The organism is Micromonospora sp. NPDC049366 (assembly GCF_044466625.1).
Classification (GTDB): Bacteria; Actinomycetota; Actinomycetes; order Mycobacteriales; family Micromonosporaceae; genus Micromonospora.
Window position 1 is genome coordinate 469,108 of record NZ_JBITMV010000001.1, and the last position, 15,926, is coordinate 485,033.

General features: G+C 73.6%; 15 protein-coding genes. 9 read left to right on the top strand and 6 right to left on the bottom strand.

Going from position 1 to position 15,926, the window contains the following annotated elements; genetic code table 11:
- Window positions 1–34 precede the first annotated feature (34 nt).
- Both moeZ and ACIBTV_RS02185 read left to right on the top strand, forming a co-directional pair.
- Window positions 35–1,216 (top strand): adenylyltransferase/sulfurtransferase MoeZ, encoded by a 1,182-nt coding sequence (gene moeZ / locus ACIBTV_RS02180; RefSeq protein WP_396701454.1) that lies wholly within the window; start codon window positions 35–37, stop codon window positions 1,214–1,216.
- Between the two features lie 120 nt (window positions 1,217–1,336).
- Complete coding sequence (locus tag ACIBTV_RS02185) at window positions 1,337–2,158, top strand: prenyltransferase/squalene oxidase repeat-containing protein (RefSeq protein WP_396701456.1); 822 nt, start codon at window positions 1,337–1,339, stop codon at window positions 2,156–2,158.
- 33 nt (window positions 2,159–2,191) lie between these two features.
- On the opposite strand, the gene ACIBTV_RS02190 is transcribed toward ACIBTV_RS02185, so the two are convergent.
- A complete protein-coding gene (locus ACIBTV_RS02190) occupies window positions 2,192–3,436 on the bottom strand; it encodes a glutamate-5-semialdehyde dehydrogenase (RefSeq protein WP_396701458.1) in 1,245 nt (414 codons plus the stop codon).
- Window positions 3,437–3,447: 11 nt separating this feature from the next.
- The gene (gene proB / locus ACIBTV_RS02195) at window positions 3,448–4,605 is read right to left on the bottom strand and encodes a glutamate 5-kinase (RefSeq protein WP_396701460.1); all 1,158 of its coding nucleotides are present in this window, start codon (window positions 4,603–4,605) and stop codon (window positions 3,448–3,450) included.
- A gap of 12 nt (window positions 4,606–4,617) precedes the next feature.
- Between proB and ACIBTV_RS02200 the strand changes: the two genes are divergently transcribed.
- Genes ACIBTV_RS02200 through ACIBTV_RS02210 form a run of 3 tightly spaced genes read left to right on the top strand, consistent with a single transcriptional unit; the run spans window position 4,618 to window position 7,916 of the window.
- Complete coding sequence (locus tag ACIBTV_RS02200) at window positions 4,618–4,932, top strand: MGMT family protein (RefSeq protein ID WP_396701462.1); 315 nt, start codon at window positions 4,618–4,620, stop codon at window positions 4,930–4,932.
- 32 nt (window positions 4,933–4,964) lie between these two features.
- Complete coding sequence (locus ACIBTV_RS02205; RefSeq protein ID WP_396701464.1) at window positions 4,965–6,374, top strand: MFS transporter; 1,410 nt, start codon at window positions 4,965–4,967, stop codon at window positions 6,372–6,374.
- Window positions 6,375–6,401: 27 nt separating this feature from the next.
- Window positions 6,402–7,916: a pyridoxal phosphate-dependent decarboxylase family protein gene (locus tag ACIBTV_RS02210; protein ID WP_396701466.1), complete on the top strand. Its 1,515-nt coding sequence runs from the start codon at window positions 6,402–6,404 to the stop codon at window positions 7,914–7,916.
- A gap of 148 nt (window positions 7,917–8,064) precedes the next feature.
- On the opposite strand, the gene ACIBTV_RS02215 is transcribed toward ACIBTV_RS02210, so the two are convergent.
- Together ACIBTV_RS02215 and ACIBTV_RS02220 are read right to left on the bottom strand one after the other, a co-directional pair.
- Window positions 8,065–9,258 (bottom strand): hypothetical protein, encoded by a 1,194-nt coding sequence (locus ACIBTV_RS02215; RefSeq protein WP_396701468.1) that lies wholly within the window; start codon window positions 9,256–9,258, stop codon window positions 8,065–8,067.
- Entirely contained in the window at window positions 9,251–9,811 is a 561-nt protein-coding gene (locus ACIBTV_RS02220) for an RNA polymerase sigma factor (protein WP_396701470.1), read from the bottom strand. Before ACIBTV_RS02220 ends, ACIBTV_RS02215 begins: the two co-directional genes overlap by 8 nt.
- A gap of 137 nt (window positions 9,812–9,948) precedes the next feature.
- On the opposite strand from ACIBTV_RS02220, the gene ACIBTV_RS02225 reads away from it, so the two are divergent.
- Together ACIBTV_RS02225 and ACIBTV_RS02230 are read left to right on the top strand one after the other, a co-directional pair.
- Entirely contained in the window at window positions 9,949–10,527 is a 579-nt protein-coding gene (locus ACIBTV_RS02225) for an NADH-quinone oxidoreductase subunit B (RefSeq protein ID WP_091594840.1), read from the top strand.
- 49 nt (window positions 10,528–10,576) lie between these two features.
- Entirely contained in the window at window positions 10,577–11,893 is a 1,317-nt protein-coding gene (locus ACIBTV_RS02230; RefSeq protein WP_396701472.1) for a DUF2252 domain-containing protein, read from the top strand.
- 12 nt (window positions 11,894–11,905) lie between these two features.
- Here the strand turns inward: ACIBTV_RS02230 and ACIBTV_RS02235 are convergent, their stop codons facing one another.
- Window positions 11,906–12,952 carry a glucose 1-dehydrogenase gene (locus ACIBTV_RS02235; protein ID WP_396701474.1) on the bottom strand — a complete coding sequence of 349 codons (1,047 nt, stop codon included), beginning with the start codon at window positions 12,950–12,952 and terminating at the stop codon, window positions 11,906–11,908.
- 113 nt (window positions 12,953–13,065) lie between these two features.
- Here ACIBTV_RS02235 and ACIBTV_RS02240 point away from each other — a divergent pair, with 113 nt between their 5' ends.
- On the top strand, window positions 13,066–13,872 hold the full coding sequence (locus ACIBTV_RS02240; RefSeq protein WP_396701476.1) for an NADH-quinone oxidoreductase subunit C: 807 nt from the start codon (window positions 13,066–13,068) through the stop codon (window positions 13,870–13,872).
- Window positions 13,872–14,834: an NADH-quinone oxidoreductase subunit NuoH gene (gene nuoH, locus ACIBTV_RS02245; RefSeq protein WP_396701478.1), complete on the top strand. Its 963-nt coding sequence runs from the start codon at window positions 13,872–13,874 to the stop codon at window positions 14,832–14,834. Before ACIBTV_RS02240 ends, nuoH begins: the two co-directional genes overlap by 1 nt.
- A 7-nt stretch (window positions 14,835–14,841) precedes the next feature.
- Here the strand turns inward: nuoH and ACIBTV_RS02250 are convergent, their stop codons facing one another.
- Window positions 14,842–15,864, bottom strand: a complete 1,023-nt coding sequence (locus ACIBTV_RS02250; protein ID WP_396701480.1) for a glutathione S-transferase family protein — start codon at window positions 15,862–15,864, stop codon at window positions 14,842–14,844.
- Window positions 15,865–15,926: the final 62 nt, after the last annotated feature.

Below are 15,926 nucleotides of genomic sequence, written 5' to 3' on the forward strand. Positions count from 1 at the left end.
CGCGGTTCGCACCGCCGATCCCGGGGAGTCCACCGTGTCGTTGCCCCCCCTCGTCGAGCCCGCCGCCGAGCTGACCGTTGACGAGATCCGCCGCTACTCGCGCCACCTGATCATCCCGGATGTCGGGGTCGAGGGGCAGAAGCGGCTGAAGAACGCCCGGGTGCTCTGCGTCGGCGCCGGCGGCCTCGGCTCGCCGGCCCTCATGTACCTCGCCGCGGCCGGTGTCGGCACGCTCGGCATCATCGACTTCGACACCGTCGACGAGTCCAACCTTCAGCGCCAGATCATCCACGGCGTCTCGGACGTGGGCCGGAGCAAGGCCGAGTCCGCGGCGGCGAGCATCCGTGAGATCAACCCCCTGGTCAACGTGGAGATCCACAACACCGCGCTGGACCGGGAGAACGTCCGCGAGATCTTCGCCCAGTACGACCTGATCGTCGACGGCACGGACAACTTCGCCACCCGCTACATGGTCAACGACGCGGCGGTGCTGCTCGGCAAGCCGTACGTGTGGGGGTCGATCTACCGCTTCGACGGCCAGGCGTCGGTCTTCTGGGCCGAGCACGGCCCCTGCTACCGCTGCCTCTACCCGGAGCCCCCGCCGCCCGGCATGGTCCCGTCCTGCGCCGAGGGCGGCGTGCTCGGCGTCCTCTGCGCCTCGATCGGGTCGATCCAGGTCACCGAGGCGATCAAGCTGCTCACCGGCATCGGCGAGCCGCTGGTCGGTGGCCTGATGGTCTACGACGCCCTGGAGATGTCCTACCGCAAGATCAAGGTTCGCAAGGACCCGGACTGCGTGCTCTGCGGCGAGAACCCGACGGTGACCGACCTGCTGGAGGACTACGAGGACTTCTGCGGCGCGGTGTCGGTGGAGGCCCAGGAGGCCACCCTCGACGCGACCATCACCGCGGCGGAGCTGAAGGAGTGGCAGGACGCCGGCAAGGACATCTTCCTCGTCGACGTGCGCGAGCCGGCCGAGTACGAGATCGTCCGGATCCCCGGTGCCACCCTGATCCCGAAGGGCGACATCCTCTCCGGCGAGGCGCTGTCCCGGCTGCCGCAGGACCGCCAGATCGTGCTGCACTGCAAGTCGGGTGTCCGCTCCGCCGAGGCGCTCGCCGCGCTCAAGGCGGCCGGGTTCCGGGACGCGGTCCACGTCCAGGGCGGCGTGCTCTCCTGGATCAAGCAGGTCGACCCGTCGCTTCCGGCGTACTGAGTCGTCGACGAAGGGGCCTTTCCGACGACGGAAGGGCCCCTTCCGTCTGCCCGGGGTGGGCGGGGCCACCTGGCCGAGCTACCGAGGCGTAATCACGTTTGCGCCGGTAGCGTGTCCGCCGTGGTCGACTTGGACGCCGCGATCGGCTACGTCGTGGCTCATGGGGACGCGGTGGAACGCGCGCGTCTCTCCCGGCTCCGGACCGGCGCGTCGCCGCCACCGGAGCTTTTCGAGCGCGCGGAGGTCGGGCAGGCGCCCGACGGCGGTTGGCCGCCGGTCCTGGGCGGTGCCGTCGGCTCCGTCGACGCCACCTGTTTCCGGCTCGCCGAGCTCGACGACCTGGGCGCGCTCGGGCGGCCCGCCGCCCGCAAGGCCCTCGACTGGCTCGCGTCCCGGCAACTCGCCGACGGCAGCTGGGAGGAGGACGCCTCGCTCGCCGAGGTGGCGCCGCCCTGGGCCCGGCCCGGTGATCCCGAGGCCCGGTTCCTGCTGACCGCGAACGCCGGCTACTGGCTGGCCGTCGCCGGGCGGGACGCCCGCGCCGGTGGCCCGCTGGACAGCCGGGTCGGCGGGGCGTACGCCGGTGTGGTCCACGGCGCGGCGGAGGCCCTCGCCGGCCAGCTCGCCCCGGACGGCGGCTGGCCGTCGTACCTGCCGGCCGGGTGGCTGGCCGCGGCCGTCTTCCACGGCCAGCACATGTACGACGAGTCGGCGCGGATCCTGGTCGCGCTCGCCGGGCGGCTGCCCAGGATGTCCCCGGCGGACGCCGCCTGGCTCGCCGCGACGCTGCGCCGCGTGGACCTCGACCCGACCCACCCGACGATGCTGGCCGCCCGTCGCCGGCTCGCCGAGACCCAGCGCAGTGACGGTGGCTGGGAGAGCGACGACGGCCACCAGTTCGACGTCCACACCACGCTGACCGCGATCCGCGCCCTCCGCTGACGCTCGCCCGCGCCGGCCGGGAGCGCGCCGTGGTCAGCCGCGCAGGTGGCCGTCGCCGGTGACCACGTACTTGGTCGACGTCAGCTCCGGCAGGCCCATCGGCCCTCGGGCGTGCAGCTTCTGCGTGGAGATGCCGATCTCGGCGCCGAAGCCGAACTCGCCGCCGTCGGTGAACCGGGTGGAGGCGTTCACCATCACCGCCGCCGCGTCGACCCGGGCCACGAAGTCCCGGGCCGCGGTCGTCGAGTCGGTGACGATGGCCTCGGTGTGCCCGGTGCCGTACCGCCGGATGTGCGCGACCGCGGCGTCGAGCGAGTCGACGACGGCGACCGAGATGTCGGCGGAGAGGTACTCGGTGGCGAAGTCCTCGTCGGTGGCGGGCACGACCGCGGCGGAGAACGCGGCGACCTCGGGGGAGCCGTGCACGGTCACCCCGGCCTCCGCGAACGCGGCGAGCATCGGCGGCAGGAACGCGTCGGCGACGGCCGTGTGCACCAGCAGCGACTCGGCGGTGTTGCAGGTCGACAGGCGCTGGGTCTTGGCGTTCAGCGTGATCGCCACGGCCTTCGACAGGTCGGCGGCGGCGTCCACGTAGACGTGGCAGTTGCCCACCCCGGTCTCGATGACCGGCACCGTCGACTCCTCGACCACCGTGCGGATCAGCGACGCGCCGCCGCGCGGGATCAGCACGTCGACCAGCCCGCGGGCGCGCATCAGCTCCTTGACCGAGTCGCGGGAGGTGGCGTCGAGCAGCTGCACCGCGTCGGCGGGGAGGCCGGCGGCGGCGACCGCGTCACGCAGCACCTCGACCAGCGCCGCGTTCGAGTGCGCCGCCGAGGAGGAGCCGCGCAGCAGCGCCGCGTTGCCGGACTTCAGGCAGATGCCGGCGGCGTCGACGGTCACGTTCGGCCGCGCCTCGTAGATGATGCCGACCACCCCGAACGGCACCCGGATCTGGCGTAGCTCCAGCCCGTTGGGCAGGGTCGAGCCGCGGACCACCTCGCCGACCGGGTCGGGCAGGGCGGCCATCTGCCGCAGCGCGTCCGCGATGCCGGCCACCCGGCCCTCGTCGAGGGCGAGCCGGTCCAGCACGGCCGCGGTCAGCCCGGCCTCGCGGCCGGCCGCCAGGTCCGCCGCGTTCGCGGCCAGGATCTCCGGCGTACGCGCCACCAGCGCGTCGGCCATCGCGTGCAGCGCGGCGTCCTTGGCCGTACGCGTCGCCACGGCCAGCTCGTTCGCCGCCTCCCGGGCCCGCCGTGCCTGCTCGGTCACGCCCATCCTCGTCTCCCTCACAGCAGCACCAGGTCGTCGCGGTGGACGACCTCCCGTTCGTACGCCGGGCCGAGCGCCGCGGCGAGCTCCGAGGTGGAGCGGCCGAGCAGTCCCGGCAGCTCCACCGCGTCATAGTTGACCAGACCGCGGGCCACCGGCGCGCCCTCGGCGTCGACCAGGTCGACCGGGTCGCCGGCGGTGAACGCCCCGTCGACCGCGGTGATCCCCGCCGGGAGCAGCGACTTGCGTCGCCCGACCACGGCGGCGACCGCCCCCGGGTCGAGGTGCAGCCGGCCCCGGGGCGAGGTGGCGTGCGCGAGCCAGAACAGCCGCGCGGCCGGGCGCCGCTGGCGGGGGTGGAAGAACGTGCCGACCGCCTCGCCGGCCAGCGCCGGAGCGGCGAGCGGGGCAGCGGTGAGCACCACGGGGATGCCGAACCCGGTGGCGATGCGGGCCGCCTCGACCTTGGTCACCATGCCGCCGGTGCCCACCCCGGCGCGGCCCGCGCCGCCGATGGAGACGCCGCTCAGGTCGTCCTCGTCGCGTACCTCGGTGATCCGGGTCGACCCGGGCCGGGCCGGGTCGCCGGTCCACAGCGCGTCGACGTCGGAGAGGAGCACCAGCAGGTCGGCGTCGACCAGGGCGGCGACGAGCGCGGCCAGTCGGTCGTTGTCGCCGAACCGGATCTCCTCGGTGGCCACCGTGTCGTTCTCGTTGACGATCGGCACCGCCCGCAGGTCGAGCAGCTTGCGCAGGGTCCGGTAGGCGTTGCGGTAGTGCGCCCGCCGGGTGACGTCGTCGACGGTGAGCAGCACCTGCCCGACGGTCAGCCGGTGGCGGGCGAAGCTGGTCGCGTACCGGCCGATGAGCAGGCCCTGGCCGACGCTGGCCGCCGCCTGCTGGGTGGCCAGGTCGCGCGGGCGCCGGGCCAGGCCCAGCGGGGTCAGGCCGGCGGCGATCGCGCCGGAGGAGACCAGCACCACCTCGCGGCCCTCGGCGGCCAGCGCCCCGAGGGTGTCGACCAGTGCGTCGACCCGCTCGTCGGCCAGCCCACCGGCCGCGGTGGTCAACGAGGAGGACCCGATCTTGACGACGACCCGCCGGGCCGTCGTTACCGCTTCGCGCACCCGCCCATTCTGCGTGGTCACGGGCGCGGCGCCCGGCGGCGTTCCCATATCGTGGCGCTCGTGACCCCTGACGAGTACGTGGAGGCGGTGCTCGACCTGGTCGAGCGGATCCCACCGGGGCGGGTGATGTCGTACGGCGCGGTGGCGGACGCGCTCGCGGACCGCAGCGGGCGGACGTCGGCCCGCCTGATCGGCTCCATCATGTCCCGCCACGGCGGCTCGGTCCCCTGGCACCGGGTGGTCAACTCGGCGGGGCGGCTGCCACCCGGCCACGAGCGGGAGGCCCGGGCGCGACTGCGCGCCGAGGGGACGCCGCTGCGCGGCGAGCGGGTGGACATGGCGGCGGCCGGCTGGTCACCGGAAGAGGGGATGTGACCCACCCCATAACGTGAGTAACATTCGGCGCCATGGACGCGCCGCCGGTCGCCCCGGCTCCGGTCCCGGGCGGCCTTCCGCGTCGGGTGCACGCCGGCTACGCCCTCGGTTCGTTGGCCACCGGAGCCTTCGGCACGGTGCCCGGCTTGCTGCTCCTGCCCTACCTCACCGACACGCTCGGCGTCGCCGCCGGGGTGGCCGCGCTGCTGGTGCTCCTGCCCAAGGCGTGGGACGTGCTGGTCAACCCGGTGGCCGGGCGGATCTCCGACCGCACCCGCTCCCGCTGGGGAGCCCGCCGCCCCTACCTGCTCGTCGCCGGGCTCGCGCTCGCGGTGCTCTTCGCCGCGATCTTCGCCGGGCCGTTCGGCGTGGGCGACGCCGCCGGAGCGTACGTGGCGGTCGCCTTCCTCGCCACCGCCACCGCGTTCGCCTTCTTCCAGGTGCCGTACGTGGCGATGCCGGCCGAGCTGACCGACGACTACGCCGAGCGGACCCGGCTCATGACCTGGCGGATCGCCGTGCTTGCGCTCGCCATCCTGGTCTCCGGCGCGGTGGCGCCGGTCGTGGTGACCGCCGGCGGGGAGGGGCTGCCCGGGCACCGCTGGATGGGGCTCTTCGTGGCGGCCCTGATCACGGTCGGCGCGGTGGGCGCGTTCCTCGGCACCCGGTCCGCGCCGACCGGCGCGGTACGCCAGAGCGAGCCGACGCTGCGGGCGCAGCTCGCGGTGGCCGGGCGCAACCGGCCGTTCCGTGCGCTGCTGCTCTGCTTCGTGGTGCAGTCCGCCGGGGTGGCGACCGTCCTGGCCGGGGTCAACTACTTCGCCGACCAGATCCTGCGCGACCCGGAGACCGGAGCGACCCTGCTCTTCGCCTGCTTCGTCGGGCCGGCGCTGCTGGTGATGCCGCTCTGGACGCGGGTCGGCGCCCGGGTCGGCAAGCTGCGCGCCCTCGTGGCCGCCTCGCTGCTCTTCGCGGTGGGTGCGCTGGCCCTGGCCGCCGCCCCGGTGCTGCCCGCCGTCGCCGGGTACGCGGTGGTCGCCGCGATGGGCGTCGGCTACGCGGGCCAGCAGGTCTTCGCCCTCGCCATGCTGCCGGACTGCATCACCTTCGACGAGGCGCGCACCGGGCGGCGGCAGGCCGGGGTGCTCACCGGGCTGTGGACGGCCGGGGAGACGTTCGGGCTGGCGCTCGGGCCGGGCATCTTCGGCCTGGTCCTCCAGCTCACCGGCTACGTCTCCTCGGACACCGGTGTCGCGGCCGCCCAGTCCGACACGGCCCGCCTCGGCATCCTGCTCGGCTTCACCGCGCTGCCGGCCCTCCTGGTGGCCGTGGCCCTGGTGTTCCTCCGCCCGTACGACCTGACCCCCGCCCGCCTCGCGGCCGCGCGCACCGTCGACGCGCCCGTCGATCATGCGGTTGTGGTGGGGGACGAGAGCCGCTGAACCGCACGGAAAGGGCACCGCAACTCCATGATCGACGAGGAGACCGGGGGCTTCAGCGCCCTGCCGGAGCGAGGAGTTCCCGCGCCGCGGGTGCTGGACGAGATCGCGGCGTTGCGGGCGGCCGACCGGCCCACGCACGGGGGGCGGTTGTTCGCGTACGTCTACGACCCCGCCGTGCCCGGGCTCGACGAACTGGCCGCCGCGGCGTACGCGGCGAGCGCGCACGTCAACGGGCTCGACCCGACGGCCTTCCCGTCCCTGCTGGCCATGGAGAACGCCCTCGTCGGCGCGGCCGCCCGGCTGCTCGGCGCCGGCCCGGGCAGCGCCGCGCCGGACGCCGTGGGCAGCGTCACCAGCGGCGGGACCGAGTCCCTGATCCTGGCCGTCAAGACCGCCCGGGACGCCCGCCCCGACATCACCGCACCGCGGATCGTGGTGCCGGCGAGCGGGCACGCGGCCTTCGCCAAGGCGGCGCACTACCTGCGGGTGGCGCTGGACGTCGTGCCGGTCTCCCCGCAGACGCTGCGCCCCGACCCCGCCGAGGTGGCCGCCGCGATCGGGCCGGACACCGTGCTCGTCGCCTGCTCCGCCCCGTCGTACGCGCACGGCGTCGTCGATCCGGTCGCGGAGATCGCGGCGGCGGCCGAGGCGGTCGGGGTGCGCTGTCACGTGGACGCCTGCTTCGGCGGCTGGACGCTGCCGTACCTGCGGCGGCTCGGCGCGCCGGTGCCGGCGTTCGACTTCGCCGTGCCCGGTGTCACCTCGATCTCGGTCGACCTGCACAAGTACGCGTACGCCCCGAAGGGCGTCTCGGTGCTGCTGCACCGCGACCCGACGCTGCGGGCACCGCAGTACTTCGCGTACGCCGACTGGCCCGGCTACACGATGATCAACCCGACGATCGCCTCGACGCGCTCCGGCGGGCCGATCGCCGCCGCGTACGCCACGCTGCGGCACCTCGGCGACGACGGCTACCTGCGGCTCGCGGCCCTGACCCGGGACGCGGTGACCGCGTTGGCCGGGGCGGTGCGGGGCGTCGACGGGCTGCGGCTGATGGCCGAGCCGGAGTCGACAGTGGTCTGCTTCACGGTCACCGACCCGGGGCTCGACCTCTTCGTGCTGGTCGACGAGCTGACCGCCCGGGGCTGGCACACCCAGCCGCAGCTCACGTACGCCGGCCTGCCGGCCAGCGTGCACCTCACGGTGACCGCCGCCGTGGCGCCCCGGGTGGCGGAGTTCGGCCCCGACCTGGCGGACGCGGTCGTGGCGGCCCGGACGGCCGGACCGGTCGCGCTGCCGCGGGAGCTGGTCGCCCTCGCCGGCAGCCTGACGCCGGACGCGCTCACCCCGGAACTGGTCGCCGGCCTCGCCGCCGGTCTGGGCCTGGGCGGCGGCGAGACGGGCGGCGGTGCGGCGGCCGGGCCGCCGGTGCCGGAGCGGATGGCCCCGGTGAACGCCCTGCTCAACGCGGCCCCACCGGCGCTGCGGGAGCGGCTGCTGATCGAGTTCGTGGGCCTGCTCCAACGCCCCACCTGGGCATAGCGCGCGTGCGGTATCAACGACCATATGTATAGAGATCTGTAAATTAAAGGAGGTTTCTTCGCTTTAGCGTGCGGGCCCGGCCGGGAAGCTCCGGCCGGGCCCACCCCGATCGTCGACGGCCGCTGGTGCCCCGCGACCACGGGTGCCCTCAGGACACCACGTTCAGCTCGACCGTGTTGTCCTGCCGCTTCCGGTCCGCCCAGTAGCGGTCCTGCGCGTCGAAATGGATCACCTGAAGCTGCGGCCGGATGGTGCGGACCTCCGGCCCGTACCGGAACTCGAAGGTGTACGTCTTCCGTCCCCCGGCGGCCAGCGGGTCCAGCAGGCACGCGCCGGAACCGTCCCCGTCCACCGCTCGGCATCGCGTGAGAGTTCCACCGGTGGGTTCACCGATCGTGTCGAACCTGGCGAACCCGAGCCGGGGCACGTCCACCGGTCCCTTGTTGACGACGGTGACCGTCACGAAGGCGATCCGCTGACCGCTCTCGTCCGTCGGGCTGAGCCGGAGGTCACCCGCGCTCAGGGTGAGGTCGGTCAGCCGGGGATCCGCCCCGAACCGGGTCGGCCCGCTGGTCTGGTCGAACCGCTCGCCCGTCCACTTGTACGTGCGCCACTGCCGTTGGGGTGACCACGCGGGGGTGCCGCAGCAGGGCTGGATGTCGGCCACCTGCACCCGGACCACGCCGCCGGCCTCCACCGAGAACGCGGTGATGTCGTCCATGTCCTCCCGGGTGCCGATCACCCGGCCCAGCGTCACGATCCGGCCGTCGCGGTCACGGTCGAACGCCACCACCTGCTTCGCGCTCGCCTCGCCGTAGCGGCACGCCACGAGCGCGACCGTCTCGGTGGCCCCGTCGTCGTCCAGGTCGCCGTAGCGGAGGTCGCCGCGCACCTCCGGGAGGTACTCCCGCTGCGGCTCGCGCAGCCGCACGTCCCTGGTGGTGCAGGTTCCCGGGACGCCCGTCTGCCAGGCGGGCAGGTCGACCCGGGCGGCGAGGAGTCGGGCGCGGGTGATGCGCCCGTCCGGCGCCGCCGGGGTGGCGGGGGTCGCGCTGGGCGTCGCCGATGCGGACGGGGTCGGCGGCGGAGTCGGCGCCGACGGGGTCGGATCGCCGGTCTGGGCCGGTCCGGGCGGCGTGGGCCGCCCGTCGAGGGCCGCGTTCGCGCCGACCGGAATGGCCACCGCCAGCACCGCGACGGCAGCCGCGACCACGGCCGTCCGCCGGCGGCGTCGTACGGTCCGCCGCACCTCGCCCGTGCCGGGCGGCCGCACCGTCGGAACGTATGCCTCGCGGAACGCGTTCAGCTCGCCGTCGACCAGGATCTCCTGCGGGTCACTCATTGTCGTTCACCTCCTTCGTGGTGGTCAGGTGGGTCGCCAGCGCGGCCCGACCGCGGTGCAGCCAGGACTTGACCGTGCCCTCCGCCACCCCCTCCTGCCTCGCGATCTCACTGACGGACATGTCGGCCAGGTGGTACAGGACCACCGCTCGCCGATGCTGGAGCGGCAGCAGTGCCAGCGCCGCGGTCAACGCGACCCGGTCGGGGCCGGGGCCGGGCACGGTCTCCTCCCGCTGACGGCTCAACCAGGACCGGGCGGTCCGCAATCGCCGCCACCGGGTGGTGGCCAGGTTCCAGGCGACCCGGCGGACCCAGGCGACCGGGTCGTCGTAGCGGGAGACGCGGGACCAGCGGGCGAAGGCGCGGCAGAACGCCTCCTGCACCAGGTCCTGCGCCTGTGACAGGTCGCCGCAGTACGCGGTCAGCTGCACGGTCAGTGACCGGAAGTGCGCGTGGTAGATCGCGTCGAAGTCGACCCCGTCGGGGCGCTCCGCGCGCGGCACGGTGTCCTCGGGTGGTGGCTCACCGAGCCTCGGTTCCTTCGTCACCGTCATCTGATCCTCCCCGTTGACGTGGCCGTGGTCGCGGTACGGCCGTCACACGTCCGGCCCGGTAGACCGGTTGCACCCGCCTCCCGTCGCCGACCCTGTGGTTGACTGTCGAATCGGGGACACGGGAGGGAGACGGCGAGGTGCAGCTACCGGCGGTGCTCGGCGAGCCGATCCGGTTCGTGCTGAACTGGGGCCGCCGCTACTCGCTCTGGGTGTTCAACTTCGGCCTGGCCTGCTGCGCGATCGAGTTCATCGCGACCAGCATGGGTCGGCACGACTTCATGCGACTCGGCGTGATCCCGTTCGCCCACGGCCCGCGGCAGGCCGATCTCATGGTGGTCTCCGGCACGGTCACCGACAAGATGGCGCCGGCCATCAAGCGGCTCTACGACCAGATGCCCGAGCCGAAGTACGTCATCTCGTTCGGCGCCTGCTCCAACTGCGGCGGCCCCTACTGGGACTCCTACTCGGTGACCAAGGGCGTCGACCAGCTCATCCCGGTGGACGTCTACGTGCCCGGCTGCCCGCCCCGGCCCGAGGCGCTCCTGCACGGCATCCTGCGCCTGCAGGAGAAGATCGCCGCCGAGCAGTCCGGCGTCGGCGGGGTGCCCCGACCGGACGCGCTCGCCGCCCCCGTCGACACCGCACCCCGCGACGGCGCCGCCCCCCGCTCGGTCGAGTCGCTCACCGCTCCACCCGTACGCCCACCGGCAGGTTGACCGGTCGTCCGACTCTCCCGGCTGGCGGTCCGGGACTAGCGTGCGCAGCATGAGCACCTCCGCGGACCAGCGATCCGCCTTCATCATCGACGTCCTGACCGAGGAGTTCGGGGCGTCGATGACGCTCGACCCGGCCGCCTTCCGTCGCAAGTTCCGCAAGATGGCCGCGTCGCCGTTCGCGTTCTACCGGGGCAGCGCCTCGCTCTTCTACGCCGACCAGCGCGGCGACTTCACCGACGACCGTTTCCTCGACGAGCGCACCGGCCGGGTGTGGATCCACGGTGACCTGCACGCCGAGAACTTCGGGACCTACATGAACGCGTCCGGCCAACTGGTCTTCAACGTCAACGACTTCGACGAGGCGTACGTCGGGCCGTTCACCTGGGACCTGCGGCGGTTCGCCGCCAGCGTCGCCCTGCTCGGCTACGCCAAGGCGCTCTCCGACCAGGTGATCAGTGACCTGGTCGGTGCCTTCGCCCGGTCCTACCTGACGGAGCTGCGGGCGATCGCCGCCGGCGGGGACGACGCGATCGGCTCGATCACCCTCGACAATGCCGACGGGGTGCTCCGCCGGGTGCTCCAGCAGGCACGGCTCAACACGCGGGTGGACCTGCTCGCCGCGCAGACCACGATCGACAACTATGAGCGGCGGTTCTCCCTCGGCGACGGGGTGTTCGAGATCGACGGGAGCACCCGCGAGCGTGTCCTCACCGCCTTCCACGACTACCTGGGCACGCTGCCGGTCTCCTCGGCGCAGCTGCGCCCGGTGGAGGCGCGAATCAAGGACGTGGTGCTGCGCAAGGGCGTCGGCATCGGCTCGGCGGGGCTGCCGTCGTACAACCTGCTGCTGGAGGGGCACACGCAGGCGCTGGAGAACGACGTCGTCATCTACATGAAGCAGGCCCAGGTGCCGGCGGTCGCCCGGCACATCCCGGACGAGACCGTACGCGGCTACTTCCAGCACCAGGGCCACCGGACGGCCGAGTCGCAGCGGGCGTTGCAGGCGCATGCCGACCCGTGGCTGGGCTTCACCGAGCTGGACGGGGCCGGTCAGCTCGTCGCCGAGGTCTCCCCGTACGCCGCCGACCTGGACTGGGCGGACGTCAACGAGCCGGAGGAGCTGGCCGGGATCCTGGGCGACCTGGGCCGGGCGGTGGCCCGGATGCACTCCGTCGCCGACGACGAGTCCAGCCACGACCTGGTCGACTACTCCACCGAGGAGGCGATCGTGGCGGTGGTCGACCGCGACGAGCCCGGCTTCGTCACCCACCTCGCGGAGTTCGCCCACGAGTACGGGGTCCGCGCCCGCACCGACCATCAGCTCTTCGTGGACCTGTTCCGCAACGGCCGGCTGCCCGGCATCTGATCCGGCGACGGATCACACGGCGAAGTCCAGGACCACCTTGATGTCGTCCGGCCCCGGCTGGTAGGCCTCCTGGTAGCGGGACACCGGCAGCCGACGGCTGATCAGGGTGCTGAGCCAGTGCCGGTCGGCCCGGGCCAGCGCCTCGGCGGCCAGCTCCCAGTGCCGCCGGTTGGCGTTCACCGAGCCGAAGACCACGTTGTTCTCCAGCACCAGCGCCCGGTTGAGCGCGCCCGCGTCGAAGTCGATGGTCCGGCCGCCGCTGGAGACGCCGGCCAGGCAGACGATGCCGGTCGGCGCGGCCTTGCACATCACGTCCAGCACCACCGTCGGCGCCCCGGTGCACTCGACCACCACGTCCGGCTCGAAATCGAGGTCGTTGACCGGCACCGAGTGGTACGTCGCGCCGAGCGCGTGCACCAGCTCCGGCTTGGGACCGTCGGTGGCCAGGTCCAGCACGTGTACGGAGAGCCCGCGCTGACTGGCGAGCAGGGCGGCGAGCAGGCCGATCGGCCCGGCCCCGGTGACCAGGACGCTCTGCGGCTGCCACTCCGCCCGGTGCCCGATGCGTTCGATGTGGTCCCACGCCTTCGCCACCACGCTGGTCGGTTCGAGCAGCACCCCGACGTCGGAGAGGGCGGGGTCCAGCGGCACCGCGAAGGTCGGCCGGACCCGCCAGCGTTCCCGCGCGAAACCGGGCAGCGCCTTGATGCCGTGCTCGGTGTAGCGGCCGTTGCGGCACATGTCCCACTCGCCGACCGCGCAGTTGGTGCAGGGCACCGGGTCGGGGTGGCGTACGACACCGGCGACGAGGTCACCGGGCTGCAGTGCGCCGGTCGGATCCTCCAGCACCCGGCCCAGCGACTCGTGCCCGATCACCAGGCGGCGCTCGCCCGGCGGCGCCTCGCCGTAGTGCCCGGCGATGATCTCGTGGTCCGTGCCGCAGATACCGACGGCCACGGCCTCGACCAGGACGGCGCCCTCCTCCGCCGCCGGTTCCGGATAGTTCTCGTCCAGGGCCAGCGAATCGGCGACTCCGGGGATCACAGTCACAGCGCGCACGGTTCACATCTTGGCGTGCCGGCCCGGCTCGCGCCCCGTAAAGCGACAGATGCCCCACGGACGGCGCGGACGGCCCGGCGCGGCCGGGCGTTCGCGGTCCTAGGATCAGCGGCATGACTCCGGAAGAGGTCGGCCGCCGGATGGCCGCGCTGCTCGCGCCGGCCGAGGTCACCCCGTCGATCTCCGGCGGTCAGCGGCACACCCGCGCCACCGTCGACGTGCCGGCGGCGAGTTGGCGTTCGGCCCTGCTCGTCGCGCGGGACGACGGGGAGTTGGCCTGTGACTACTTCGACTGGCTCTCCGCCGTCGACGAGCTGGCCGACGGGTTCGACGTGGTCGCCCACCTCTGGTCGACCCGCCACCGGCACGGGGTGCTGCTGCGCGCCCGGGTGCCCCGGGAGGCGCCCGCGGTCGCCTCCGTCGTCGACGTCTACCCCGGTGCCGCCTGGCACGAGCGGGAGACGCACGAGATGTTCGGCATCGACTTCACCGGCCACCACGAGCTGCGTCCGCTGCTGCTCCCGCCGGAGTTCGAGGGCCACCCGCTGCGCAAGGAGTTCGTGCTCGCCTCCCGGGTGGCGAAGCCCTGGCCGGGGGCGAAGGAACCGGGCGAGTCGGAGGCGGGCGGTGGCCGTCGACCGATCCGGCCGCCGGGCGTACCCGCACCGGGTGAGTGGGGCACCACCCCCACCCCGGCCGGCGCCGGTGGCGTGGGGGAGGGGCCGCGCGGCGGCACTCCGGCCCGCCCGGCCCGGGAACGACCGGCCCGCCCGGCCCCCGGCGCCCGCCCGACGCGTACCCCCCGGCCGGCCTCCGGGACCTCCGGCCCGGCGGCGGGCGACGGCCCGGCGGGGAGCCGCCCTGCGGCGCCGCCGCAGGGCGGTGGGGAGCGGCCGGACGGTGCGGAGGAGGCGGGCTGATGCCGCTCTGGCTGGAGTTGGTGATCCGGGTCGGCGGCGTGCTGGTCGCCTTCCTCACGCTGCCGCTGCTCGTCGGGCAGGCCGAGCACAAGGTGATGGCGCACATGCAGGGCCGGTTGGGCCCGATGTACGCGGGCGCGTTCCACGGCTGGGCCCAGCTGGTCGCCGACGGGATCAAGTTCGTGCAGAAGGAGGACGTGACCCCGCGCGACGCCGACCGGGCGGTGTTCCGGCTGGCCCCGGCGGTGGCGCTGGTGCCCTACCTGCTCGTCCTGCTGGTGATCCCGCTCGGCCCGGACGACCTGGTCGGCCAGCCGCTGGACATCGGGTTGTTCTTCGTCCTCGCCGTGGTCGGCGTGGGCGTGGTGGCGGTGCTGATGTCGGCTTGGGCCTCGGCCAACAAGTACAGCCTGCTGGGCGGGCTGCGCGGCGCGGCCCAACTGCTCGGCTACGAGCTGCCGCTGGTGCTGGCCGCCGCCTCGGTGGCGATGGCCGCCGGCACGCTCAGCCTCTCCGGCATCGTCGAGGCGTGGCAGCCCTGGTGGCTGATCTGGCAGGCGCCCGCGATGGTCGTGTTCTTCATCGCCGGGCTCGCCGAGATCCGTCGCCCGCCGTTCGACATGCCGGTCGCCGACTCCGAGCTGGTCTTCGGCTACATGACCGAGTACACGGGGCTGCGCTTCGCGTTCTTCCTGCTCGCCGAGTACGTGGGCATCGTCGTGATCGCCGCGCTCACCACCGTGCTGTTCCTGGGCGGCTGGCAGGGGCCGTTCGCCGACGCGCAGCTCGGCTGGCTGTGGACGCTGCTGAAGGTCTTCGCCGTCGCGTTCGTGATCATCTGGCTGCGGGTGTCGTACCCGCGGCTGCGCGAGGACCAGCTCCAGCGGCTCTGCTGGCTGGTGCTGGTCCCCGCGTCCCTGGCCCAGCTGGTGCTGACCGCTGCCGTCCGCGTCGCCCTGTAGCGGGCGCTCAGCGCAGCGGCGTGTGCGTCGGTTCGACCCGCTCCTTCTCCGGTGGCGGCGGGGGTGGGGTGCCGTCGCCGAACGGGCGCCCGCCCAGCGCCTCCCGGCCGTGCGGGGTGAGCCAGTTCGACAGGTCCGGTCCGAGGGGCACGATCCCGGTCGGGTTGATGTCCCGGTGCACCTCGTAGTAGTGCCGCTTGATGTGGTCGAAGTCGATGGTGTCGCCGAAGCCGGGGGTCTGGAACAGGTCCCGCGCGTACGCCCACAGCACCGGCATCTCGGTCAGCTTCTGGCGGTTGCACTTGAAGTGCCCGTGGTAGACGGGGTCGAAGCGGACCAGCGTCGTGAACAGCCGTACGTCCGCCTCGGTGATCGTGTCCCCGACCAGGTACCGCCGGTCGGCCAGCCGCTCGCTCAGCCAGTCGAGCCGGTCGAAGAGCCGCCGGTACGCCGACTCGTACGCCTCCTGGCTACCGGCGAACCCGCACCGGTAGACGCCGTTGTTGACGTCCCGGAACACGACGTCGTTGACCTCGTCGATCTCGGCGCGCAACCGCTCCGGGTAGAGCTCCGGCGCGCCGTCGCGGTGGTACGCGGTCCATTCGGTGGACAGGTCCAGGCTCATCCGCGCGTAGTCGTTGGTCACCACCTGGCCGGTCGGCACGTCCACGATCGCCGGCACCGTGATGCCCCGGTCGTAGCCGGGGAACCGCGCGAAGTACGCGTCGGCGAGCCGCTCGATGCCGAGCACCGGGTCCCTGCCACCCGGATCGAGGTCGAACGTCCAGCTCCGGGCGTCGTGGGTGGGGCCGGCGACCGCCATCGAGATCGCGTCCTCCAGGCCGAGCAGGCGCCGGACGATGATCAGCCGGTTGGCCCAGGGGCAGGCGCGGCTGACCGCGAGCCGGTAGCGCCCGGCCGTCACCGGGTAGCCGTCCCGCCCGTCGGCCGTGATCCGGGTCGCGATGTAGCGCTGGTCGCGGGTGAACTCGCCACCGGGCTCCACGTACTTGCCGCCGGTCTCGCCCACGTCGCCTCCTCGGTCGTGGCCCGCCCCGTCCGCCGATGCGGTGGCCGACCCGGCCGGCGGCC